13 protein-coding genes are annotated in these 25,505 nt (G+C 61.1%); 8 read left to right on the top strand and 5 right to left on the bottom strand.

What is annotated here, in order from left to right; all coding sequences use genetic code 11:
• From FBY02_RS26845 to FBY02_RS26835, 3 genes are all read left to right on the top strand, one after another.
• Positions 1-5,849 (top strand): non-ribosomal peptide synthetase (locus tag FBY02_RS26845; protein ID WP_144931394.1); only part of this gene is annotated, 5,849 nt, incomplete at its 5' end.
• Between the two features lie 78 nt (positions 5,850-5,927).
• Complete coding sequence (gene macA, locus FBY02_RS26840; protein ID WP_144931392.1) at positions 5,928-7,079, top strand: macrolide transporter subunit MacA; 1,152 nt, start codon at positions 5,928-5,930, stop codon at positions 7,077-7,079.
• A gap of 2 nt (positions 7,080-7,081) precedes the next feature.
• Positions 7,082-9,043, top strand: a complete 1,962-nt coding sequence (locus FBY02_RS26835; protein ID WP_144931390.1) for a MacB family efflux pump subunit — start codon at positions 7,082-7,084, stop codon at positions 9,041-9,043.
• Positions 9,044-9,335: 292 nt separating this feature from the next.
• On the opposite strand, the gene FBY02_RS26830 is transcribed toward FBY02_RS26835, so the two are convergent.
• A complete protein-coding gene (locus FBY02_RS26830; protein WP_144931388.1) occupies positions 9,336-10,676 on the bottom strand; it encodes a diaminobutyrate--2-oxoglutarate transaminase family protein in 1,341 nt (446 codons plus the stop codon).
• A 331-nt stretch (positions 10,677-11,007) separates the two neighbouring features.
• Between FBY02_RS26830 and FBY02_RS26820 the strand changes: the two genes are divergently transcribed.
• Genes FBY02_RS26820 through FBY02_RS26810 form a run of 3 tightly spaced genes read left to right on the top strand, consistent with a single transcriptional unit; the run spans position 11,008 to position 16,621 of the window.
• Positions 11,008-12,438 carry an efflux transporter outer membrane subunit gene (locus tag FBY02_RS26820; RefSeq protein ID WP_144931384.1) on the top strand — a complete coding sequence of 477 codons (1,431 nt, stop codon included), beginning with the start codon at positions 11,008-11,010 and terminating at the stop codon, positions 12,436-12,438.
• A gap of 8 nt (positions 12,439-12,446) precedes the next feature.
• Positions 12,447-13,541: an efflux RND transporter periplasmic adaptor subunit gene (locus FBY02_RS26815; RefSeq protein ID WP_144931396.1), complete on the top strand. Its 1,095-nt coding sequence runs from the start codon at positions 12,447-12,449 to the stop codon at positions 13,539-13,541.
• Positions 13,538-16,621 (top strand): efflux RND transporter permease subunit, encoded by a 3,084-nt coding sequence (locus tag FBY02_RS26810; RefSeq protein WP_144931382.1) that lies wholly within the window; start codon positions 13,538-13,540, stop codon positions 16,619-16,621. Before FBY02_RS26815 ends, FBY02_RS26810 begins: the two co-directional genes overlap by 4 nt.
• Positions 16,622-16,679: 58 nt before the next feature.
• Here FBY02_RS26810 and FBY02_RS26805 read toward each other — a convergent pair whose 3' ends face one another.
• Complete coding sequence (locus FBY02_RS26805) at positions 16,680-17,546, bottom strand: helix-turn-helix transcriptional regulator (protein WP_144931380.1); 867 nt, start codon at positions 17,544-17,546, stop codon at positions 16,680-16,682.
• Between the two features lie 32 nt (positions 17,547-17,578).
• On the bottom strand, positions 17,579-18,352 hold the full coding sequence (locus FBY02_RS26800; RefSeq protein ID WP_144931378.1) for an acyl-homoserine-lactone synthase: 774 nt from the start codon (positions 18,350-18,352) through the stop codon (positions 17,579-17,581).
• A gap of 589 nt (positions 18,353-18,941) precedes the next feature.
• Between FBY02_RS26800 and FBY02_RS26795 the strand changes: the two genes are divergently transcribed.
• Entirely contained in the window at positions 18,942-19,541 is a 600-nt protein-coding gene (locus FBY02_RS26795; protein ID WP_144931376.1) for a LysE family translocator, read from the top strand.
• Positions 19,542-19,635: 94 nt separating this feature from the next.
• Here FBY02_RS26795 and FBY02_RS26790 read toward each other — a convergent pair whose 3' ends face one another.
• Entirely contained in the window at positions 19,636-20,364 is a 729-nt protein-coding gene (locus FBY02_RS26790) for a LuxR family transcriptional regulator (protein ID WP_144931374.1), read from the bottom strand.
• Positions 20,365-20,748: 384 nt separating this feature from the next.
• Positions 20,749-23,406, bottom strand: coding sequence for an excinuclease ABC subunit UvrA (locus FBY02_RS26785; RefSeq protein ID WP_144931372.1), 2,658 nt, complete (start codon positions 23,404-23,406; stop codon positions 20,749-20,751).
• 203 nt (positions 23,407-23,609) lie between these two features.
• Between FBY02_RS26785 and FBY02_RS26780 the strand changes: the two genes are divergently transcribed.
• Positions 23,610-25,076 (top strand): hypothetical protein, encoded by a 1,467-nt coding sequence (locus FBY02_RS26780; protein WP_144931370.1) that lies wholly within the window; start codon positions 23,610-23,612, stop codon positions 25,074-25,076.
• Positions 25,077-25,505: the final 429 nt, after the last annotated feature.

Genomic DNA, 25,505 nt, shown 5'->3' with positions numbered 1-25,505 from the left:
TCACCGCATGGGATTGCACGGGGGCCGAGACACCGGACAGCACGCCGATCGGCAAGCCGATCGCCAACACCCGGATCTACCTGCTCGACGCCCAGAGTCAACCGGTGCCCATGGGCGTGGCCGGGGAGATCTACATTGGTGGCGTCCAGGTGGCGCGGGGTTATCTGCACCGTCCGGAACTGACGGCCGAGCGTTTCCTCGTCGACCCGTTCAGTGACCGGTCGAATGCACGGATGTACCGCACCGGCGACCTGGGGCGCTACCTGGCGGACGGCAACATCGACTACCTGGGGCGTAACGACGATCAGGTGAAGATCCGCGGGTTCCGTATCGAACTGGGCGAAATCGAGGCCAAGCTTGCCCAGCACGGGGCGATCAAGGAAGCCGTGGTGCTGGCTCGCGAAGACGTGCCGGGGGCCAAGCGGCTGGTGGCGTACTTCACCGTGCACGGTGACGAGCACCGCATCGAGATCGAAGCCCTGCGGACTCAATTGCAAGCGCAACTGCCGGAATACATGGTGCCGGCGGCCTATGTGCAGCTTGAGGCATTGCCGCTGACCCCCAACGGCAAGCTGGATCGCAAGGCGTTGCCGGCGCCAGATCTGTCGTCGGTGATCACCCGTGAGTACGAAGCGCCACAGGGCGCTGTGGAAACGACACTGGCACACCTGTGGGCCGAGCTGCTCAAGGTCGAAAAGGTCGGGCGTCACGACCACTTCTTCGAGTTGGGCGGGCACTCGTTGTTGGCCGTCACGCTGGTCGAGCGCATGCGCCAGGCCGGCTTGAGCGCCGACGTGCGAGTGCTGTTCGGCCAACCGACCCTGGCCGCGTTGGCGGCAGCCGTGGGTGGCGCGACGGAGATCGTGGTACCGGACAACGGCATCGTGCCGGGTTGTGAGCAAATCACCCCGCAGATGTTGCCGCTTGCCGAGCTGACCCAGCAGGAAATCGACGCTATCGTCGCCGGCGTGCCCGGTGGCGTGAGCAACGTCCAGGACATCTATGCCCTGGCGCCGTTGCAGGAAGGGATCCTGTATCACCACCTGGTATCGCCGCAGGGCGATCTCTATGTGCAGCAGGCCATGTTCAACCTCAAGGACCGCGCCCGGTTGGATGCGTTCGTGAACGCGCTGCAAGGCGTGATCGACCGCCACGATATCCTGCGCACGGCCGTGCTTTGGGAAGGCTTGCGCGAGCCGGTACAGGTGGTGTTGCGGGAAGCACCCTTGGCGGTGCAAACCTGTATGGTCGAGCCGGGCCAGGACGTGATGGCTCAGATGCGTGAGCGTTTCGACCCTCGGCACTATCGGCTCGATGTGCGCCAGGCGCCCATGATGCGGCTGGCCTGTGCCTATGACGATGAGCACCAGCGCTGGGTGGCGCTGCTGCTGTTCCATCACATTGCACTCGATCACACGGCATTGGAGGTGATCCAGCACGATATGCAAGCGTACTTGCTCGGGCAGCAGGCGCAGTTGGGCGATGCCGTGCCGTATCGCAACTACGTGGCCCAGGCGCGCCTGGGGGTGAGCCGCGAGGCCCACGAGGCCTTCTTCAGGGACATGCTCGAGGATATCCAGGAGCCGACCCTGCCATTCGGCCTGCAGGATGTGCAGGGCGACAGCCATGTCATCGAACAGGCCAGGTTGGGCGTGGACGACAGTTTGAATCGTCGTCTGCGGGCACAATCGCGACTGCTTGGGGTCAGCGCCGCGAGCCTGCATCACCTGGCCTGGGCGCGGGTGGTAGGCGCCGTGTCCGGACGCGAAGATGTGGTGTTCGGTACCGTGCTGATGGGCCGGATGCAGGGCGGTGAGGGGGCCGATCGGGCGCTGGGGTTGTTCATCAACACCTTGCCGCTGCGGGTCGACGTCGGTGTCGACGGGGCCCGGGCAGGCGTCAAGGCGACGCATGCGCGTCTCACCGCGTTGTTGGGACACGAACACGCGTCGCTGGCACTGGCACAGCGTTGCAGCGGTATCGCCACGTCGACGCCGCTGTTCAGTGCGCTGCTGAACTACCGGCACACCGCAACGCAGGTCACCCAGGAGGCCCAGTCGGCCTGGAACGGGATCGAGGGGCTCGGCGGTGAGGAGTGGAGCAACTATCCACTGTCGCTGAACGTCGACGATCTCGGTGAGGCCTTCGTGCTGACCGCCCTGGCGGAGTCGCGCATCGGCGCGGAACGCATCTGCGGCTACATGCACACGGCGCTGGAAAGCCTGGTCGATGCGCTTGAGCACAGGCCCGAGGCACCTTTGCGTGAACTGGCGATATTGCCGGCAGCGGAGCGCCGGCAGCTGCTGGTCGACTTCAATGCGACCGACTCGGTCTATCCCCGCCAAGAGACGGTCCACGGCCTGTTCGAAGCCCAGGTCAAGGCCCGGCCCGACGGGATTGCACTCCAGCATGGGGCGCAGCGACTCACCTATCGGGAACTGCACGAGCGAGCCAGTCACCTGGCGTATTGCCTGCTGGAACGCGGCGTCCAGCCAGGGGCGCGGGTCGCGATCATGTTGAACCGTTCGTTCGAGCTGGTCATCAGCGAACTGGCGATCCTCAAGTGCGCCGCCGTCTACGTACCGCTGGACCACCATGCGCCCGAGGAGCGGCAGCGCTTCATGTTGCAAGACAGTGCCGCGGTGCTGGTGCTGACGACCAGTGACAAGGCCGTGCCGCAAGACATGCCGCGAGTGGACCTGGACAGGCTGCAGTTGATCCAGGCTGCACGACCGGCGGTATTCCCCGGCCAGGCCAGCGATACACCGGCGTACATCATGTACACCTCAGGCTCCACGGGCCACCCGAAAGGGGTGATCGTGCCGCACCAGGCCATAGGCCGATTGGCGATCAATAACGGTTACGCGGATTTCGGTGTACAGGATCGCGTGGCGTTCGCCTCGAACCCGGCGTTCGACGCCAGTACGATGGAAGTGTGGGGGGCGTTGCTCAACGGCGGTCGCGTTGTGATCATCGATCACGAAACATTGCTCAGCCCGACGCAACTCGCCCAGGCGCTGACAGAGACCGAGGTGTCGGTACTGTTCCTCACCACCGGCATGTTCAATCAATACCAGATGTTGATCCCGGATGCCCTGGCAGGCCTGCGGATCCTGCTGTCCGGTGGCGAGCGCGGTGATCCGGCTTCCTTCCGGCGGCTGTTGGCCCATGCTCCTTCGCTGCGGCTGGTGAATTGCTATGGTCCCACCGAGACCACCACCTTTGCGACGACCCATGCGGTCACTGCCGTACCGCATGGCGCAACGAGTGTTCCGATCGGCCGTCCTATCGCCAACACCCGGGTGTATATCCTCGATGCCGCGCGCCAACCGGTACCTGTGGGTGTCGCGGGGGAGATCCATATCGGTGGTGTCGGGGTCGCCCTCGGTTACCTGAACCGGGCGGACCTGACCGAGGAGCGTTTCATCGCCGATCCGTTCAGCGATGCGGGCAGTGCGCGCCTGTACCGCAGTGGCGATATCGGCCGCTGGCTGCCCGACGGTACCATCGAATACCTGGATCGCAATGACGGGCAGGTCAAGATACGTGGTTTCCGTATTGAACTCGGTGAGATCGAGGCCCGTTTGCAGGACTGCCACGGGGTGCGCGAGGCCCTGGTGGTGGCGCGTGAAGACAGTCCGGGCGACAAGCGTCTGATCGCGTATTACACCGAGCACGAGAACGGTGAGGCCTTCGATGCGGACGCCTTGCGTGCCCAACTGCGCTCTGTGCTGCCGGAATACATGATCCCGGCGGCTTATGTGAAATTGACCTCGTTGCCGCTGACGCTGAACGGCAAGGTCAATATCGGGGCGTTGCCGGTACCGGAAATGCACGCTTATGGGAGCCAGGGCTACGAGGCGCCGCAAGGTGACCTGGAAGTCACGCTGGCAGGTTTGTGGGCCGACGTCCTGAAGCTGGAGCAGGTCGGTCGTCACGACAACTTCTTCGAGCTGGGCGGTCATTCATTGTTGGCGATCCGGCTGGTCGGGTTGCTCGCACAGGCCAACTTGGCCGTCTCACTGGCCGAGCTGTTCCAGCACGAAAGCGTGGCATCGATGGCAGCGATGCTGCAGGCCCGCACCGAGCAGGCCCAGGTCAAGGAGGCCATCGTACCGGTGCGCACCACCGGTCAGCAGAATCCGCTGTTCCTGGTGCACGAGTTCAGTGGCCTGGACCTGTACTTCCCGATGCTGGGCAAGTACATCGACCCGGATATCCCGGTGTATGGCCTGCCTGCCGTCGAGTGGGGCGAGCCGCAATTGCAAACGATGGAATGCATGGCCTCGCGGCTGGTGGGGATCATCCGTTCGGTACAGCCCAAGGGGCCCTATCGCCTGGCCGGCTGGTCGTTCGGTGGCGTACTGGCCTACGAAACCGCGATCCAGCTGATCGGCCTTGACGAGGAGGTCGAGTTTGTCGGCCTGATCGACAGCTACCTGCCTCGGCTGGTGGACCAGGGCCGGTCGCGCTGGGCATTGGACGAAGCGCACAAGCTGCATCTGCTGGACCGCTGCGATGTGTTCTGGAGAGCTGCGTTGCCTGGCGAAGAAGTGCTTGCAGCGATCCTGGAGAAACTGGCCGATCTGCAAGGGCGATTGGATCGATTCGATTTCGAAGGCCTGGTGCAGCATTGCCGCGATGAGGCGATGCTGCCCGCCGAGCTGGCCGCCTACAGTGCCGAGCAGCTGTGGCAGTACCTCGATCGCGAAGTGGCCCACGGTCATGCGCTGGCCCATTACATGGTGTATCCGATTTCCGTACCGGTGCACCTGCTGGTGGCCGAAGAACGCAAGGACGACGCTCCCGAACACTCCGGCTACCTGGGCTGGGACGCTGTCCTGCCGACGTCGCAGCTGCATTGCGTCAAGGTTCCGGGTAATCACCAGACCATGATGCAGGCACCCCATGTCCAGGCGTTGGGTCAGGCCATCAGTGCTGAGCTCCACGCCGCCGCATCGCGTCCGGCACCCTCGCCGAAGCGCGGTTACCAGCCGCTGCTGACGATCCAGGGCGGGCGCGCGGACCGGGCTCCGATCTTCTGCGTACCGGGTGCCGGCGACAGCGTGACCGGTTTCATCGGCCTGACCGACGCCTTCGGCCCGGACTGGCCGATCCACGGCTTGCAACACCGGGGGCTGGACGGCAACACGGAGCCTTTCAGTCTGGTGGAAACCGCCGCCCAGGCTTACCTCGACGCGATCGACAACGTGCAACCGGAGGGGCCTGTGCATCTGCTGGGGCATTCCTTCGGTGGCTGGATCGTCTTCGAGATGGCGGCCCGCCTGCATGCTCGCGGTCGCAAGGTGGCCTCGTTGACGCTGATCGACAGCGAATCGCCGGGCGGTAACGGTGTGGTGGGCAGGCCCTATACCGGGACGGGGGTGTTGAACCGGTTGATCGAGGCGATGCAACTGGCCTCGGGCAAATCCCTCGGTATCGATGCCACGGTCTTCGGTGCCCAGGACGATTCGGCACAGATGCGCTTGCTGCATGCCGGCATGGTCCGCGCCGGCATGTTGCCACAGCGTTCGGCGGTGGATTCGATGCGTGGTCCGGCACGGGCATTCGGTACGGCCCTGCGCACGGTTTATCAACCGCAACATCAATACACCGGGCCGGTGCGCCTGGTGCTGGCGAATGATCCAACCCTGGATACCGCCGGCAACAAGCGCGAGCAACAGCAAATGATCGAAGGGTGGCGCAAGCACGTACCGGACCTGAGCATCTGGTACGGTCCGGGCAACCACTTCACGATTCTCAAGGCTCCACACGTACATAACCTGGCTGCCTGGTGGCAGGACGGCCTTCCCATGCTCGATGAGGAGGAGGCCAGTGACTACGTCTAGCCGTCCTTCCCTCGGGCGCACCCATGGAACCCGGCGCTACGCTGGCCGGGCCTGAACTCAACGCACTCATGGTTATTTATGGAAAAGTCGAAGTTTCGAAAAATCGCTATCGTGCTGGTCCTGGTCCTGGTCACCGGCCTGGTTTTCTACAGCGCTCAGTCGCCGGGGAAACCGCCGGAGTACCTGACCGCCACGGTCGAGCGCACGGACATCGAGAACGCGGTGTTGGCCACCGGGACGCTCCAGGGCGTCAAGCAGGTCGACGTCGGTGCCCAGGTGTCCGGGCAACTGAAATCGCTCAAGGTCAAGTTGGGCGACAAGGTGAAGAAGGGCCAGTGGCTGGCGGAAATCGATCCATTGCTGGCGCAGAACGCCTTGCGCCAGGCCCAGGTCAATGAAGAAAACCTGAAGGCCAAGCGGCAAGCCACCGCGGCACAACTCAAGGACGCGAAAGCCACCTACGACCGCTATAAAGTGCTGCAACCGGACGACGCGATTTCCAAGCAGGAGTACGAGACCGCCGAATCGAACTACAAAGTGGAAGCTGCCAACCTGCTGTCCCTCGACGCACAGATCAAGGACGCGCAGATCCAGGTGGAAACGGCCCGGGTCAACCTGGCCTATACCCACATCGTTGCGCCCATTGACGGCTACGTCGTGGGGATCGTGACCCAGGAAGGCCAGACCGTGATCGCCGAGCAACTGGCGCCTGTGCTGTTGAAGCTGGCCGATCTGGACACCATGACGGTCAAGGCCCAAGTGTCCGAGGCTGATGTGATTCACATCGTGCCCGGGCAAGAGGTGTATTTCACCATTCTCGGTGAAGCGGAAAAACGCTATTACGCCACGCTGCGCGGCACGGAGCCGGCACCGCAGAATTTCCTTGAGACCCAGAACGCCGGGACGCCCAAGCAGAACACCGCGGTGTTCTACAACAGCCTGTTCGACGTGCCGAACCCCGATCACCGCCTGCGCATTTCGATGACGGCCCAGGTCCGCATTGTCCTGGACAAAGCCAAGGCCGTGCTGACGGTTCCGGTCGCGGCCCTGGGCCCGAGGAACCAGGATGGCACCTATGTGGTCCGGGTACTGGACGCCGAAGGCAAGGCCCAGCCGCGTAACGTCCAGACGGGGATCAACAACAACGTCAGGGCAGAAATCAAGGACGGCCTGGCCGAAGGCGACAAGGTCGTCATCGGTGAGCCTACCCCAGCCGTGGCGGGAGCCTGACCATGACGCGACCACTGTTGGAACTCGAAGGGATCACCCGCAGCTTCCAAGCGGGCGAAAAGGCGTTCATCGCGCTCAAGGACATCAACCTGACGATCAACGCCGGGGAAATCGTGGCGATCACCGGGGCGTCCGGCTCCGGCAAGTCCACCCTGATGAATGTGTTCGGCTGTCTCGATCATCCGAGTTCCGGCAGCTATAAAGTGAATGGGCGCGAAACCGGCTCGATGAACGACCGTGAGCTGGCGGAGCTGCGTCGCGATCACTTCGGCTTCATCTTCCAGCGCTATCACTTGCTGCCCCACCTGAGTGCCCTGCACAACGTCGAGATGCCGGCCATCTATGCCGGTGCCGCCGAGTCGCAACGGCACAACCGGGCCGGGGAGTTGCTGGGGCGCCTGGGGTTGACCGGGCACCTGGCCAATCGACCCAGCCAGCTTTCCGGTGGGCAGCAGCAGCGGGTGAGTATCGCCCGGGCCTTGATGAACGGTGGCGAGATCATCCTCGCCGACGAACCCACCGGGGCACTGGACACCGCCAGCGGCAAGGAAGTGATGAAGATCCTGCTGGAGCTCAACGCGGCGGGGCACACGGTGATCATCGTGACCCACGATGACAAAGTGGCGGCCTACGCCCAACGCATCATCGAAATCCGCGACGGCGAGATCGTCAGCGACCGGGCCAATCCGCAGCGATCCATGGAAGATCAGCCGCCCCAAGGCACGCCGCCGGCCAAGGTCAAATCGTCGAACCGCTTGCTTGCCAGCTTCGGACTGTTCAGCGAAGCGTTCAACATGGCGTGGGTCGCGCTGATCTCGCACCGGATGCGAACGCTGCTGACGATGCTGGGCATCATCATCGGCATCACCTCGGTGGTATCGATCGTGGCCATCGGCGAAGGGGTCAAGCAATATGTCCTGAAAGACATCGAAGCAATCGGCAGCAATACCATCGAGATCATGCCCGGGGCCGACTGGGGCGACAGCCGTTCGACGGCAATCGAAACCCTGGTGCTCTCCGACGTCACGGCGCTGAGCGATCTGTACTACATCGACAGCGCCACCCCGAACCTGGGGCGCAACCTGCTGTTGCGTTACCAGAACATCGACGTCAATGCGACCGTCAACGGTGTGAGCGAAAGTTACTTCCAGGTTCGCGGGATCAAGATCGGCTCGGGCGTCGCCTTCAACAAGGACGACTCGAGGCGGCAATCGCAAGTGGTGGTGATCGACCATAACACCAGCCAGCGACTGTTCGGCTCGCACACGGACCCGTTGGGCAAGGTGATCCTCGTCGACAACCTGCCTTGCACCGTCATCGGCGTCACCGAGGACCGCAAGAGCGTCTTCAATACCAGCAAGAACCTGAACATCTGGATGCCCTATGAAACGGCGGCGGGGCGCTTGCTGGGCCAGCGTTTCCTGGACAGCATCACGGTGCGGATCAAGGACGGGCAGCCGAGCAAGCTGGTGGAAGACAACGTGGTCAAGCTGCTGACGCAGCGCCATGGCATCAAGGACTTCTTCACCTACAACCTCGACAGCGTAATGCAGACGGTGCAGAAGACCAGCCAGTCGCTGGCCCTGCTGCTCTCGCTCATCGCAGTCATCTCACTGGTGGTGGGGGGCATTGGCGTGATGAACATCATGCTGGTCTCGGTCACCGAGCGAACCCGTGAAATCGGCATTCGCATGGCGGTGGGGGCACGTCAGTCCGACATACGCCAGCAGTTCCTGGTGGAAGCGGTGATGGTCTGCCTGCTCGGCGGGACGATCGGCATCGGCTTGTCGTTCAGCATCGGCTACGTCTTCTCGATCTTCGTCAAGGAATGGCAGATGGTGTTTTCGATGGGATCGATCATCACCGCCGTGGTTTGCTCGACACTCATCGGTATCGTGTTCGGCTTCGTACCGGCACGCAACGCGGCGCGGCTCGATCCGATCAATGCCTTGGCGCGGGATTGAGGTAGCGAATTCAACCCAGATCAACTGTGGGAGCGGGCTTGCCCGCGATAGCGGTGGTGCATCCGACATTGATGCGAACTGACCCGACGCCATCGCGAGCAGGCTCGCTCCCACAGTGGGGATTGGGTTGTCGCGGATATTGCGCACGGCACAGATCAAATGTGGGAGCGGGCTTGCCCGCGATAGCGGTGGTGCATCCGACATTGATGTTGACTGATCTGGCGCCTTCGCGAGCAAGCCCGCTCCCACGAGGGAGCGGGCGGACTAGCGATTTGCAGCAAGGAGTAGCCTTTCAGACGGTTTCGCGTGCTGCCTGGGGGCGTGTTTCGACGACCTTTTCAAGTGACTGTTCAAACCGGTCCAGGACCCTGTCGACTTCACCCTCGGTAATGGTCAGGGGTGGCAGGAACCTGAGCACCGCGCCGTGGCGTCCTCCGGTCTCTATCATCAGGCCATTGTCGAAGCACTTGAGCTTGATGGCGTGCGCCAGGGCGCCGTCAGCCTGGCCTGCGCGTTGGGTGGTGGTCGGTTGGGTGATTTCCACGCCGATCATCAGGCCGCGGCCGCGGATGTCGCCGATAAAGGAAAACCGCTGCGCGATCTGCAGCAGACCGCTTTCCAGCCGCTTGCCCATCCGGGCGGCATTGGCAACCAGATTGTCTTTCCTGATCTGACGCATAGTTGCAGCACCCGCCACCATCGCAATCTGGTTGCCGCGGAATGTGCCCGCGTGCATGCCGCGACCCCAGGTATCCAGATGCCTGGCATACACGATGACCGACAAGGGGTAGCCGCCGCCGATGGCTTTGGACAGCACCAGGATGTCGGGCACGATACCGGCATGCTCGATGGCGAAGGTATTGCCGGTACGACCCAGGCCGGTCTGGACTTCGTCGACGATCAGCAGGATGTCCTGCTCGAGAGTGATCTCCCGTAAGGTTCTCAGCCAGTTGGCCGAGGCCGGGATACAGCCGCCTTCGCCTTGCACCACCTCGACAATCACCGCCGCCGGTTTGGTTACGCCTCCTTCGGGGTCCGACAGTACGGTGCGGATGTAGTCGATGGACAACTGATCGGTGTGTTCGCCATCGGTGCCGAACGGGCAACGGAAGCGATAGGGGAACGGCAAGAAGTGTGTGCCCTGGGCAATGAGACCTTCGGCGCTCTTGGGCGACAGGTTGCCCATGGCGGACAAGGCCCCGGCCGTCATTCCGTGATAGCCGCCGTGAAAAGCCATCAGCGGTGAGCGCCGGGTGTAGTGGCGCGCCAGCTTGATGGCGGCCTCGACGGCATCCGAGCCGCTGGGCCCGCAGAACAGGATCTTGCTGGTCTCGCGCATGTTCGCCGGCAGCATCGAGAACAGCTCCTGCACGAAGGCATGCTTGGCCGGTGTCGCCAGGTCGAGTGCCTGCTGCAGATGATCGCCGGCGAGAAACGCCATCACGGCGTCTCGGACTTCCGGCGGATTGTGCCCCAAGGCCAGGGTCCCGGCGTTCGACAGGCAATCGAGAAATTCCTGGCCGCTGGCGTCCTTGATCCGCATCCCCTTGCCGCTGACAAATAGCCGTTGGAAAGTCTGCGCATAGGTTCGCGCATTCGACTCGATATTTTCGAGGTAACTGAGTGCTTCCATGTTCGATCATCCGTTGGCTATGGAAAGGGAGGCGGGCAGAGGACACCCGCAGGTTCCTGTGGCAGCGGACTTGCTCGCGAAAGCGGTAGGTCAGCTTGCACTTATGCTGAATGTGTTGACGCCTTCGCGAGTAAGCCCGCTCCCACAGGGGGTGCTATTCGTACGTTCGGGCCATTTCAGCAGGCCTCTGCATTTATCGCGAGCTTTCTGGCCGGCACCTGTCCCCGTTTCCCACGCCAGACACAAAACCGGCCCCAGGGTTAAATGACCCAATCAGATCTGCCGCGTCCCTGAACGGTCCGTTCACTTTTGCCAGGCCTCCAAAAAACCTATGCACGTCTTCAAGCCCCGGGAAAACCTACTGCTGGCGACACTGTGTGCGGCGGTCCTGAGTGGCTGCGTATTGGGCCCCGATTATCGAGTGCCGGCCGTTCCGGTCGCGGCCCAGTGGCAGGCCCCCTTGCCCCATGGCGCATCCGTGGCCGCCTTGGCCGACTGGTGGCAGCAGTTCGACGACCCGGCATTGGCCGAGCTGCTGCGCCTGGCCGAAGCCGACAGTCCGTCGATGGACCAGGCGTGGGCCAATATTGCCCTGGCACGGGCGACTGCGGACAGCGATGCAGCCGATGCCTTGCCCAAGGTCGATGGCCGGTTATCCAAGGGGCGTGGCGGTCAACAGACCGGGACCCAGCGCCTGGGAGGTTCAGGTGCTTCCGCCGCGCTGGACGCGGCGTGGGAGATCGACCTGTTCGGCAAACTGCGGCGCAATAACGAAGCGGCCCGTTCGCGGGTCGAGGCGCGGGTCGATGACTGGCATGACGCGAGGGTTTCCCTGGCGGCCCAGGTCGGCGATTACTACGTGCAATACCGTGGCTGCCAGAAGCTGGTGCTGGCCTATAGGGACCAGGCCCAATCGCAACAGGACACTGCGCGCATCACTCGTCAATCGTTCGGTGCCGGCTTCACATCGTCTGCCGACGCCGCCCTGGCCGATGCCAGCGCCGCCAGCAGCGCGGCAGCCCTGGTTCAACAACAGAGCGAATGCGAGGTCCTGCTCAAGAGCCTGGTGGCGTTGACCGGGGGCGATGAAGAGCGACTGATTGGCGTGCTCGGCAAGACCCCGGCGCAACTGCCGGAGCCTGCCGGACTCAACGTGCAGCAAATTCCTGCCGACATGCTGCGCCAGCGCCCGGATGTGGCCTCCAGCGAGCGGGAACTGGCGGCGGCGAATGCCGAAATCGGCGTGGCCCAGGCCGACCGGCTGCCGAGCCTGAGCCTGTCTGGCACCTTTTCCGTCGGCAACACGGTGGGACAGCACACCCGCTCCTGGTCGCTGGGCCCGGTGTTGTCGGTCCCCCTGTTTGACGGCGGCAAACGTCGCGCGGCGGTGGACGGTGCCAAGGCTACCTACGACGCAGCCCTTGCGGGCTATCGCCAGACGCTGCGCACCAGTGTCATGGAAGTCGAACAGGCCCTGGTGCGTCTCGATGCGGCGCGGCGACGGGAGTCCGATGTCGAGCGTTCCACTGCCGGTTTTCGTGAGTCGTTCGAGGCCATCGACCGCAATTGGCAGGCTGGCAGCGTCAGTCTGCTGGACCGTGAAACCGCCCGCCGCCAGGCGCTGACGGCGGAAATCGAATTGATCACCTTGCAACAGGATCAGGTTCGCTACTGGATCGCGCTGTACAAGGCATTGGGCGGCGGATGGCAAGCCAGCCAACCGCTGGCTCGGCACCCGACACCGAACGGAGAAGGCGTGTGAAGCCGACGTTGCGAAAGATCCTGCTGACCATCGCCGTGCTCGCGGTCGTGGCAATTCTGCTGACGTTTCGCCGTGGCGCCGAGCCGGTCGCGGCCGCCCCCAGTATCAGCAGCCTGAGCGTGGAGGTTGTCCAGGTCAGGCCCCAGCTCTGGCCGCAACTGCTGTTCGCCAACGGAGCACTGGCACCCTGGCAGGAAGCGGTCATCAATGCCGAGACCAGCGGCCTGCGTATCGCCAGTCTCGAAGCCGACGTGGGCAGCCGGGTAAAGAAAGGGCAACTGCTGGCGACGCTGGCCTCTGACACGGTGCTCGCCGAGGAAAGCAAGCAGAAGGCTTTGGTCGCCCAGGCAGTGGCCAACCTGGAACAGGCCCGGTCCAACGACCGCCGTGCCCGGGTCGTTGGCCAGGGCGGCGCCTTGTCGGAGCAGCAGCGCGAAGACTATCGCATCAAGGTGGCACTGGCCGAGGCTGACCTGGCCGGGGCGCGGGCGGAATTGCAAAGCACCCGGATCAGGCTGCGGCAAACGCGTATCGTGGCGGTGGATGACGGCATCATCTCCGCACGCACGGCGCTGCTCGGCAAAGTGTTGTCCGCTGGCGACGAGCTGTTTCGCCTGGTGCGCGACGGTCGCATCGAGTGGCAGGCCGAGCTGGACGCCCGCCAGTTGGCCCAGGTCCAGGCCGGCCAGGTTGCCCGACTGACGTTGCCGGGCGGGCAGAGTCTGGAAGGGCACGTACGGTTGGTGTCGCCCACCTTGAGTACCAAGACCAGCCGGGCCCTGGTGTATATCTCGCTGCCCACCGGCAGCCCCGCCCAGGCCGGCATGTACGCCAGCGGCCAGATCGAACTGGCACCCCGCGAAGCCCTTACGGTGCCGGACACCGCCGTGATCCTGCGCGACGGGCGCTCCTATGTGTTCACCCTCAACGACGATATGCACGTGGTCCAGCGACCGGTGGTGGTGGGCCGCCGCATGCACGAGGCGGTGGAGATCCTGAGCGGTCTGGATGATCAGGCGGCCCGTATCGTGCGTGCCGGTGGCGCCTTCCTCAATGACGGCGCGAGTGTGACCCTCGTGCAATCCCAGGTCGCCCAGCCATGAATATTTCAGCCTTGTCGATCCGCTATCCGGTTCCGGCGGTGATGCTGTTCATCCTGCTCACGCTCTTCGGTCTGTTGGGTTTTGGCAAGCTTGCCATCCAGGACTTTCCGGACATGGATCTGCCGGTGGTGGTGATCAGCGCCTCGTTGGAAGGCGCGGCCCCCGAACAGCTGGAAACCGAGGTGGCGCGCAAAATCGAGGACAAGCTCACGTCCTTGCGCCTGCTCAAGCATGTGACGACTGTGATCACCGACGGCGCCGTCAGCATCAGCGTCAGTTTCGACATCGACAAGGATGGCAACGAGGCGCTCAACGAAGTGCGCAACGCGGTCGACAGTGCCATGCCGCAATTGCCGGCCAGCCTGGATACGCCTTCGGTGTCCCGGTTGACCACCAGTGCATCGCCGCTGCTGACCTATGTCATCGCCTCCGACGCCCTGGATGAGGAAGCGCTGTCGTGGTTTGTCGATAACGAGCTGAGTAAACAATTGCTGTCGGTGCCGGGCGTGGCCCAGATTTCACGCATCGGCGGGGTTGATCGGGAGGTCCAGGTCAATCTCGATCCGGCCTTGATGGCCGGGCTGGGCATCCGCGTCGCGGATGTCGCTGCGCAACTGCGGGCGATGCAGAAAGACAATTCCGGTGGCCAAGGCAATCTGGGAAGCGGCCAGCAGGCCGTGCGCACCCTGGGGGCCATCGATGACCCAGCGGCCCTCGGCGCCATCGATATTCCCAGCGGCGACGGTCGCCTGCTGGCGTTGAACCAACTGGCGGAGATTCGCGACACCCATGCCGAGCGCAGCAGCCGGGCTTTTCGCGACGGCAAGCCGGTGATCGGTTTCCAGATCACCCGCTCGCTAGGCTTCTCCGATATCGGTGTAGCCAACGACGTGCGCAAGCGCATGACCGAGTTTGTCCAGCAGCATCCAAACGTGCACATCGACGAGGCCAGCGATACGGTCAAGGCCGTGCTCGCCAACTACCACGACTCGATGAATCTGCTGTACGAAGGCATGCTGCTGGCGGTGCTGGTGGTCTGGTGGTTCCTGCGGGACTGGCGCGCCACGCTGATCGTCGCCACGGCGTTGCCGTTGTCGATCATCCCCACCTTTGGTGTGATGTACCTGGCCGGGTTCACGCTCAACGCCGTCTCCCTGCTGGCCCTGGCGTTGGTCATCGGTGTGTTGGTGGACGATGCCATCGTCGAAATCGAAAACATTGCCCGGCACTTGCGCATGGGCAAGACTCCACTTCAGGCGGCCACCGAAGCTGCCGATGAAATCGGCCTGGCGGTGCTCGCCACGACGGCCACCCTGGTCGCGGTTTTCCTGCCTACGGCGTTCATGGGCGGCGTGGCTGGCAAACTGTTTCGCCAGTTCGGCGTGACCGCCTCGGTAGCGCTGTTGTTTTCGCTGCTGGTGGCCCGGGTCCTGACCCCGATGATGGCGGCATACTTCCTCAAGGCGAAGACCGATACCGCTCACGACGGCCCGTTGATGACCCGCTACCTGGGCTGGATCCATGCCAGCCTGTCTCGCCGCAAGACCACGATGGTCCTGGCCAGCCTGTTTTTCATCGGCGCCCTCGCACTGGTGCCGTTGTTACCCACGAGTTTCCTGCCGGCCCAGGACGTCGGTCTCAGCCGGATAACCCTGGAGCTGCCTCCTGGCACGACGCTGGAGCAGACCACCGCGATGGCGTTGCAGGCCAGCGAAAGACTGAGCGAGATGCCCCAGGTCAAGCATGTGTTTATTTCGGTAGGGACAGCCAGCAACTCGAGTGCCGGGGCGGCCGATATAACCGGCGCCGGCGATGCCATCCTGACGGTGGATCTGGTGGATCGCAATCAGCGCGATCTCAAACAGGTGCAAGTCGAGGCACAGATGCGCGAGGTGTTGCGTACATTGCCCGGCGTACGGATCAATGTCGGGGGCGACGGGAGCGGCGAGAAGCTCAATATCGTCCTGGCCAGTGATGACGGCGACCTGCTGGAACGCACGGCAAGTGCTCTGGAACCGCAGTTGCGTGAGCTGCACGGGATCGGCAACGTCACCTCCAGCAGTGCCCTGCAACGCCCGGAAATCCAGATGCGTCCGGACTTCGCCCGCGCGGCGGAGCTGGGCATCACCAGCCAGGAAATCGCCGATACCTTGCGCATGGCGACCTACGGCGAGTACTCCTCGCAGTTGGGGAAAATCAATTTGTCGCAGCGTCAGGTGGATGTGCGGGTGCGCATGGATTCGCTGCTGCGCGATGACCTGCAGAGCATCAACCAGCTACGAGTGACCGGCCGTGACGGGCAGGTCTCCCTGGCCTCGTTGGGGGAAATCAGCATGGGCAGCGGGCCGGCACAGATCAGTCGGCTCGATCGCTTGCGCAATATCACCCTGTCCATCGAACTCAACGGGCGCAACCTGGGTGAAGTCATGGCCGAGGCCAGCCAGCTACCGGCGATGCGCAATCTCCCACCCGAGGTAAAGAGGGTGGAGCAGGGCGAGTTGCAACTGATGACTGAGTTGTTCGGTAGCTTCAGCCTGGCCATGGCCATCGGGGTGTTCTGTATCTACTCGGTCCTGGTGCTGCTGTTCCATGATTTCCTGCAGCCGGCCACGATTCTTTCGGCGCTGCCACTCTCTCTGGGCGGTGCCCTGGTGGCCCTGTTGGTGTGCAACTTCAGCTTTTCCTTGCCATCGGTCATCGGTTTGCTGATGTTGATGGGCATCGTGACCAAGAACTCCATTCTATTGGTGGAGTACGCGATCATGGCTCGCCGCGACTATGGCCTGGGTCGATATGAGGCGTTGGTGGATGCTTGCCACAAGCGTGCCCGCCCCATTCTGATGACCACCATCGCAATGGGCGCAGGCATGTTGCCCACCGCGCTGGGAATGGGTGAAGACCCCAGCTTCAGGCAGCCGATGGCCGTGGTGGTCATGGGCGGCTTGCTGACTTCGACGCTGTTGAGCCTGTTGGTGGTGCCAGTGATTTTCACTTATGTCGACGATGTGTTGGAGTGGCTGAAGCTGCGTACGCGCAGATCGACCGGGGAAAGAATGGCGGGAGAAAATACGCGGGCCTGAAATCATCCCCCAACATCCGCTCGATTGCAGAGATCGAGCAAAGGTTGGGGGGAACGTTTTATACGGCTTGGCGAATTGCGGGGATACCATTCCACTCGACGCCCGATGGCGTGGCATCCATCGAGTGCATCCAGCGGATGAGCGAGCGGCGTCCACCAATGCCCATTTTTATCGCGGCACGTTTCAGATAACTTTCGACTGTGTTGACTTTCAGGTTGAGTTGCTCGGCGAGTTCCGGGGCGGTGCGTCCGGCCAGCAAACCAACACACACTTCGGTTTCGCGGGAGGACAAGCTCAACCCGGACAACGCCAGCCGGTCGGCGAATCTCTGGCGTAGTGCTTCCATTCCGCCGTTTTCCAGGCTTTCCATTGGCAGGCATGCATCCTGTCGGTTGACCTCCGCCGGCACCAGGGCAGCAACATGCTCCTCGACCATGGGCAAGAGAAGACAGGAAAAGTCTTTCAGCAGGGCATGTTCCTGTGCCGTGAATCCGCTGGAAAAGGGTGAGCGGTAGACGGAAAGAACGTAGCGAATGCCGTTTTTACGGGTGGCCAGGTGCAGTTGAGTGGTGGTGTTATGGCAGGGAAGGCTGTCCGTTTGTTCACGATTGAGCAGACAGCGAGAAAAATTGGGGACTTTTTGTGGGGTCGAATCCTCGAAAAAAATATCCTCGGCGAGGAAGAAAGGTTTTGCGGTATGCGCATCCATGACTGCGTCGATACAGGCGCTGTCCATGCCAACGCCACCTATGCTGGACGTGCTGGGTTCAGAAAGATGACTCGATCCTATTCTTTGCTCGGTAATATGCGTTGCGTCGACAGGTATCTCGGTAAGTATCAGGTCGTGCAACAAACGAGGAAAGTTGCGGCTTCCAGTACTGGCAATCACTTTGCCAACATGCGGGAATAGTCGTTGTAGGTTCATCCTTTCTCCAATTTCATGCCAGAGTCTTGGTGTTATAGATGCAACTCAGTGTGCATTTGTTTTTTTGCTGGAATGTTTCGGCCAATGTGCGTTTGGTCGATATCAAAGGGTTGATGGAATGTGTCTGACGAACGGTTGGTCATAAGGAATTGTTCGTAGGCGGTAATAGTCTGTATGGCGTTCTTTCTGAGTACTTCCTTATAGGTGTCGAGGGTGCATGGCAGTGTGCCGTAGATGATGGTCTCTCCCTTTGAGCCGAACGCGGTGTTGTGCCGCTCAACTGCCCAGCCGGAACGTTTCAGGATCTTTTCCATCAGGGTGTCAACGACAATTTCATAGGTATCTATATTTTGCAGTTCGGCAAACTTTATCATTGACAGGAAAAGTACCGCCGTGCGAACGTCTATGTTGGCCTGGGTGATTTCTACTGGCGAAGTTTTATCTGCCGAAAGTGCGAAACGTGTGGCTTCCCAACAGCGATTCGAATGCGCTCTGATGTTGCCGTTGGGGAGAATGAAACTTAAGGCGCCACTCATGAGGGTCGGTTTGTTGGAGGGGCGTAATCGGACGGCACCCGTGACCCGTTCATCGGTATAAGTATAGATATAGACCGCGTCGGGATCGTCATATTCATCCCATTCGTAATCGCTGCCTTGATAACTTTCAATATCCCACTTCTTTCTATCGATGAAGGCGGCTTTACGAATGGCAAGTATCTGTTGCAGCGTTTGGGTTGGAATTTTCGAGTAGGATGCGATGCGGGTAGATACGCCGGAAAAATGATGAATACAGGAGGAGTAGTTCATGAATGACGTTTCTTGGTTGAGGTTGAGGTTACTGTTAACTTTGCACTAAATCATTTCAACTGTCCTAAAGTACAGTGCTGAATTTTGTAGAGTGTATAGTCTAATTAGTTGTTGGATAAATGCGGTGAATAGTGTTTGTGAAGAGGAGGGAGTGGGGCGGGTTAGTACCGTCTAGTGTCCAAAAAAGTACCGGCTTGAAGTAACCACTAAATGTCGCTGGTAGATAGCATGGCGGCGGATTCAGGCAGCTGGTGAGCGTGTGTTTTTTGACGGCTGGCTGAAGTGCTTATAAAACGCTGATAGCAATGGGAGTCGAAAAATTGACGGTGGGTTCGAAATGTGTAGCCAAACTGTAATAAAGGTGTGGGAGCGTTGTTAAATAGTAAGGAATGCGGTTCTGCTGAAAGTTTAAACGATTGTATGAGTTACGGGTGAACGGCACTGCGAGTGCCGGGATGGCTTTAGTGTAACTGCTCTAAGTATGAAAAATTGGTCCGATGTCATACAACTAAAAAGTTGATATTGTATGGAGAAGACCTGTTCGAACCTGAAAAGATGAGCCGTCGTGGCTCCTGGCATGGATGACCTTATGTCTTATATCGCGTTTTCACTGATGACTGTCCTGCTGGTTCCAGGGCCGACAAATTCACTGCTGCTGCAAACCGGAATAAAGAGAGGACTGAACGCTCGATCCATGAGGTTTGTCGTGGCGGAATGGCTGGCTTATGTCATCCAGATGACGATGTGGGGGGTATCTATTGATCTTCTGATGACTGAACATTCCTGGGTGGTTGTTGCGACGAAGTTCTTCGCTGTGTGTTTCTTGTTTTATATTTCCCTGAAACTGTGGTTCTCGGCGAAGGATCATCTACCCGGTACCTCGGTAGGCATCACTGTGCCTGACCTGTTTGTGGCGACGTTGACCAACCCGAAAGGGCTGTTCTTCGTTTCCTTTGTTGCGCCGGCTGGAACGTTCTTGTCGTTGAACAGCTACTTGCCATTCATGATGCTGTTCACGACTATCATATTTCCGGTCGGGCTGGTGTGGATCGCGATTGGGGCATTCTGTGGGCGTAAACTCCACTCCATTGTTTCCGGCCGGTTTCTGAGTCGAGCCATTTCGTTGGTGATTGGCTTGTTCGCAAGCGGCATGCTTTTCAATATCGCATCGCAAGTGGTGATCGCCTGAAGGCGGATTTTTGCGCAAGCGCCTGGTTTGGCGTCGGGTCTCGATGGATCGTCGCCAGTACCGTGGAATATTGGAAAGGTATAGAGAGAAGGGATCAGACGAAGTTCAGCTGCACTGCTTTGATCATGGCTTGCTTGACATTGGTGCAGTCCATTTTTTCAGTCATCTGCTTGGCGTGAAACTTAACCGTTCGTTCGGTGATATTCATGATCAGGCCGATCTCTTTGTAATTTTTTCCCAGCGCGAGCCAGCGCAGAAATTCAATTTCCCGAGGGGATAGTTTCAAGTTGTTTTCAGTGGTTATTTCTACGGGCCGATATTGATTGGCGATGACGCTGAGGGTTTTGATGATGAACAGATTCGAGCGGACGATGATGGGGAAGTCGGGGTCATTCTCTTCTGACGACAGGTGAAGAGAGCCGAATGCTCGACCAGGTTCATGGATGGGAACGGTGTAACCCTGTTTGATGCCGTAGGTGGCTGACTGGTCGAATATCTCCGGGTTGCTGTCCAGTTCCGCCGGTATTTCATTCCAGAAAAAGGGCGTCGCCGTGATGGCCGTATTGGTCATGACCGGATCTGATTTGTAGAGTGAGTTCTTGCGGTAGGTGTCCACCCATTCGGCCGGGTAGTTGCTGTAGATGGAAATCTTCGAGCTGTTGGACGGGGTGGGCTCCAGATGAACGTACGCGAACTTGTTGATCCCCAGCTTGGAGAATATCCACCCCAGTATCTCGGTGTACTCCTCTTCGCTCACGCCTGAGATGTTGTTCTCCACCTCTTGGATCAAATTGAACAGATGGCTTGAAATGGGCTTGAGCATAATGAGCGAGCTCGAAAGTTTGAATGTAAGACTTTGACGTAGCCAGGCTCTATACCTTTAGAGTCGCCAAATGGAAGTGAAGATTTTCAGAGCCGGCTCAACAACGATACGAACGGCTGTGGCTGGTGTTCGACGCGATGCAGATGCTCGGGGCGAGAGGCATCTCCCTGCTCATAAGAGGGATTGCCAAGGGGTGATCATGCTGTTCCGGCAGCCCACGATGCTGCTGTTTTGAAAGGTGGATTGATGTCATTGTGCCTCCTGGCAAGTGCGGCTTCACAGCATGGGCAGCGAAACCGTTAGTTAAACTACACGTACTGAAACGATTAACTGGAAGGCAGTATAGACAAGTTTTCCGATACGGCCAGTGACATTAAAAAAGCTTTAATATTCAGGCTGCAACGCTTTCTTCAGGAAGCCTGATGTCCGACTCTGCGCACAGTCGGCCACTTGGCCTGGCGTCCCGCAAACCACCATTTTTCCTCCCTGGGAGCCCGCTCCCGGACCGATGTCGATGACCCAGTCGCTTTGCGCTACCACCCGCATGTCGTGCTCCACCACTACCACCGTGTGGCCGTCATCCACCAGGCGATTCAACTGCACAAGCAGGCGATCCACATCCTGGGGGTGCAGCCCATTGGTCGGTTCATCCAGTACATACAATGTCTCCCCGCGGGCTTTACGCTGCAGTTCCGTTGCCAGCTTGATGCGCTGAGCTTCGCCGCCGGACAATTCCGTGGCCGGTTGGCCCAGGCGCAGATAGCCGAGTCCGATATCCTGCAGGACCTGCAATGTACGTCTTGGCGCCGCTTGTCCGGCAAAGGCCTCCAGTGCCTGGTTGACGGTCAATTGCAACACCTGCGCGATGTTCAATCCCTGCCAGTTCACGGTCAGCGTCTGCGGGTTGTAGCGTGCGCCATGGCAGGTCGGGCAGGGGGCGTACACGCTGGGTATGAACAACAACTCGACACTGACGAAGCCTTCACCTTCACAGGTTTCGCAGCGGCCCTTGGCGACATTGAAAGAGAACCTCCCGGCATCGAATCCCAGTTCGCGGGCCTGCTCCGTCGCGGCAAACAACTTGCGCACGTGGTCGAACAATCCGGTGTAGGTGGCGAGGTTGGAACGCGGTGTACGCCCGATGGGTTTCTGGTCCACCCGGACCAGGCGCTTGATGGCGTCGAGCCCGGCGGTGACACGTCCACCGCTGGTTTGTTCGGGTTCGTCTTCCAGGCTGGCCTCATCCGCTTCGCCGTCCTGACTGGCCAGGCCCAGGTGGGTGCCCACCAGGTCCAGCAGGGCCTGGCTGACCAGGCTGGATTTACCGGAGCCGGAGATGCCGGTCACGGCTGTGAAGCAACCGAGGGGAAAGGCCGCGCTCAGGTTGTCGAGATTGTTGCGGGTGATCCCCTCCAGGCGCAGCCAGTCGGCTGGCGTCCGAGGGCTGCGCGGGGTGAGGGTCTGTTCGGCAAAGAGATAGGCGCGGGTTCGCGATTCCGATACCTGGGCGAGACCGCCAGGTGGGCCGCTGTAGAGAATCTGGCCACCTTGTTCGCCGGCATCCGGGCCCACGTCGATCAGCCAGTCGGCGCGGCGCATGGTGTCCAGGTCGTGCTCGACCACGAACACCGAATTGCCTGCGGCCTTCAGGCGTTGCAGGGCATCGAACAGGGCTTCGCTGTCGGCAGGATGCAGGCCGGCGGAAGGCTCGTCCAGCACATAGATCACCCCGAACAATTGGGAGTTGAGCTGGGTCGCCAGGCGCAGGCGTTGCAACTCGCCGGAGGACAACGTCGGGGTGCTGCGCTCCAGGGCCAGGTAGCCCAGGCCGAGGTCGATCAGGGTGACGATCCGTTCCAGCAGTTCGGCGGCGATGCGCTGCGCGGCCAGGCGTTTTTCCAGGGACAGGTTGGGCGTATGACGTGCGTCCGGCCCGCCTGCGTGGGGATTGTCGCCCCTGGCGGCACGTTGTTCGCGAGCTTCTCGGGTTTGCCGGTGGGTGAGGACGTCGCTCGATTCTTCGGGTTGCTCCAGATAATCCGCAGCCGTGACGTCCTTGAGCACATCGGCCAGTTCCAGCAGGGAAAGGTGCGACAGTTCGGCAATGTCCAGGCCGGCAAAGGTCACGGTCAGCGCCTCGCGCTTGAGGCGTTTGCCCGCGCATTCGGGGCAGGCACTGGCGCGCATGTATTGCGCCACGCGTTTGCGCATCTGCGCGCTTTGCGAGTGCATGAAAGTGTGCAGCAGGTAGCGCCGGGCACCACTGAACGTGCCCTGGTAACTGGGTTCGAGTTTGCGTTTGAGGGCGGCGCGGGTCTGGGCTGGCGTGAGCCCGGCATACACCGGGACGGTGGGTGTTTCTTCGGTGAAGAGGATCCAGTCGCGCTGCTTTTTCGGCAGGTCGCGCCACGGGATATCGACGTCATAGCCCAGGGTCACCAGGATATCCCGCAGGTTCTGGCCTTGCCAGGCCATCGGCCAGGCCGCGACGGCGCGCTCGCGGATGGTCAGCGAAGGGTCCGGCACCATGGACTCTTCGGTCACTTCGTAGACCCGGCCCAGGCCATGGCATTGCGAGCACGCCCCCTGTGGCGTATTGGGCGAGAAGTCCTCGGCATAGAGCATCGGCTGATCGGCCGGATAGCTGCCCGCCCGGGAGTACAACATGCGAATCAGGCTCGACAGGGTGGTGACACTGCCCACTGAGGATCGTGCACTGGGCGTACCGCGTTGCTGCTGCAAAGCCACCGCCGGCGGCAGCCCCTCGATGCTGCCCACGTCCGGCACGCCCACCTGGTCGATCAGGCGCCGCGCATACGGCGCGACCGATTCGAAGTAGCGACGCTGGGCCTCGGCGTAGAGCGTCGAGAAGGCCAGTGACGACTTGCCCGACCCCGACACGCCGGTAAACACCACCAGGGCATCGCGTGGGATATCGACATCAATGTTCTTGAGGTTGTGCTCGCGGGCGCCACGCACCCGGACGAAACCGTTGTATCGGAGTGGTGGGGCAGAGCTGTCCAGGCTTGCGCGTGGGGGCATCGGGTGTTCCTTGTGGTTCAGTGCGACCTTAACCCGTCAAGGCTGCGCGGCAAAACTGCATCGCTCGGCGAGTGCAAAATGCAACCTGAGTCACAGCGATGAAATCATGCGACAGGCTTTAGCGGCTTTCGTGCGATAAAAATTTACTGGCGTTGAAAGAAATGAGAAAAACTTCTCATTTTTCCCATGGATATGGACCTTTCATGCCTCGATCAAAACTGTTCGTCACGCTGTTTGCCGCGCTGCTGGGTGCCGCCGGGTTGTGGTACATGTGGATGCTGACCAGCGCCAAGCTGGAGTGGGGCGGTGCCAGTCCGGACCGGCAACAGCTCGGTTTGGTGAAGGATACCCGGCTGCGGGCGATGACCCAGTATTGCACGGGCGTCGTCGTGACCGCGCAAGGTACCTGGCTGGTCGGACGCCTGGAGGGTGATGCCAGCCAGTTGAACCCCGGTGCCGAGGTGGTGAACCTGGACACCGTGGTCTATGGCAAACCGAAAGCGCCGGAGCCGGAGGGGGGGTACGCCAATCTCATCGTCCGTGAAGAGGAAACCTCCTTCATTTCACGTCTGAATGCCCAGGGGCAGTTCGAGCTGATGGCTCACGTCAGTGGTGCGGCTTGTCTGGTCGCCAGTCCGGACGGCGCCAGTGTATTCCTGCTGACCGGGCTTGACCGGCCTGAAAGTGCCAGTGGTGACGACATCAACCAGACCGTGGTCTTGCGCAGCGACGATCAAGGCAAGCGCTGGACCTGGTTGAGCAAAGGCTGGTTTGCCGGTGCCGACCAGTTGGCCTGGAGCCTGAAGCCGTACTTCCACGGCGCGGATGAAGTCTGGGCCTGGGGCCGGCCGGCCTCTGCGGATGATTTCAGTGGCGAGGCGACGCCGGGCGCCGTTCCCACCGGGGTCTTCTACTCTGCCGATCGTGGCATGACCAGCACACCGGTCATGGCGTCCGAGTCGTTGCTGGTGTCCGCCGAGTTGGTGCAGGAAAAACACCCCGACATCACTCGGTGGCACACCGATCTGGGCGAGCAAGGGGATGTGCGAACCAATGTCCTGCAACTGGATGCCCGGCATGCCTTCATCTGGGTGTCCCAGCGCTTTTGGGCCAGCAATCCCGATGGTGCCGGCAACAATCTCGCGTTCAACCTGACCACCCGCGCCCGTTTGCAGCGTGAAGCGGGGGAGTGGCGGGTAGTGGAGCAGCAGCGTGAGGACAATCTGTTTGTCAGCAGGCTGATCCAGAACGACAGCGGACGGGTCATCGGACTGATCGACCAGGGCAACCGTGGCCGCGACGTCATCGCCGAACTGGACACCAAGGCACTGACCTGGCGGGCCTTGAGCGAGCTGCCCAGCGCGTTTGCACCCCTGGCCGCGGAGAGCCGGGTGCGCGAGGAGAATTTCTGGGTCGGGCAAAACACCCTGCTGATCAACACCTCCAGCAAACACCAGCCGCCGCGCTGGCTCTACTGGTGGTCGGACGCGACCATTTCGGCCGATGGGATGTTCTACTCCAACGACTGGGGCCAGTCCTGGAAGCGCCTGGCCATGGATGGTTATCTGGGCATCGTCGGGTTTCAGCCCGCTCAGGACCGGGTGATCTGGGGCAACGGCAATTGGTACGACAATCACGATGGTGGGCTCTATTCCTATGGGCTGCACTGAATGATTGGCTGATTTGCGTTGTCTGTCTGGCACCTCGCGAGCAAGCCCGCTCCACAGTGGATTTGCAGTGGATGCGGTATCGATGCCGGGCGCCGGACCTGTGGGAGCAAGCCTGCTCGCGATAGCGGTAGCACATTCAGCAGGGATGCCGGCTGGACCGACGCCTTCGCGGGCAAGCCCGCTCCCACAGTGGATTTGCGGAGGATGCGGTATCGATGCCGGGCGCCGGACCTGTGGGAGCGAGCCTGCTCGCGATAGCGGTAGCACATTCAGCAGGGATGCCGGCTGGACCGACGCCTTCGCGGGCAAGCCCGCTCCCACAGTGGATTTGCGGTGGATGCGGTATCGATGCCGGGCGCCGGACCTGTGGGAGCAAGCCTGCTCGCGATAGCGGTAGCACATTCAGCAGGGATGCCGGCTGGACCGACG

Source organism: Pseudomonas sp. SJZ078, from assembly GCF_007828255.1.
Taxonomy (GTDB): Bacteria; Pseudomonadota; Gammaproteobacteria; order Pseudomonadales; family Pseudomonadaceae; genus Aquipseudomonas.
This window is presented reverse-complemented; position numbering and strand designations above follow the sequence as displayed.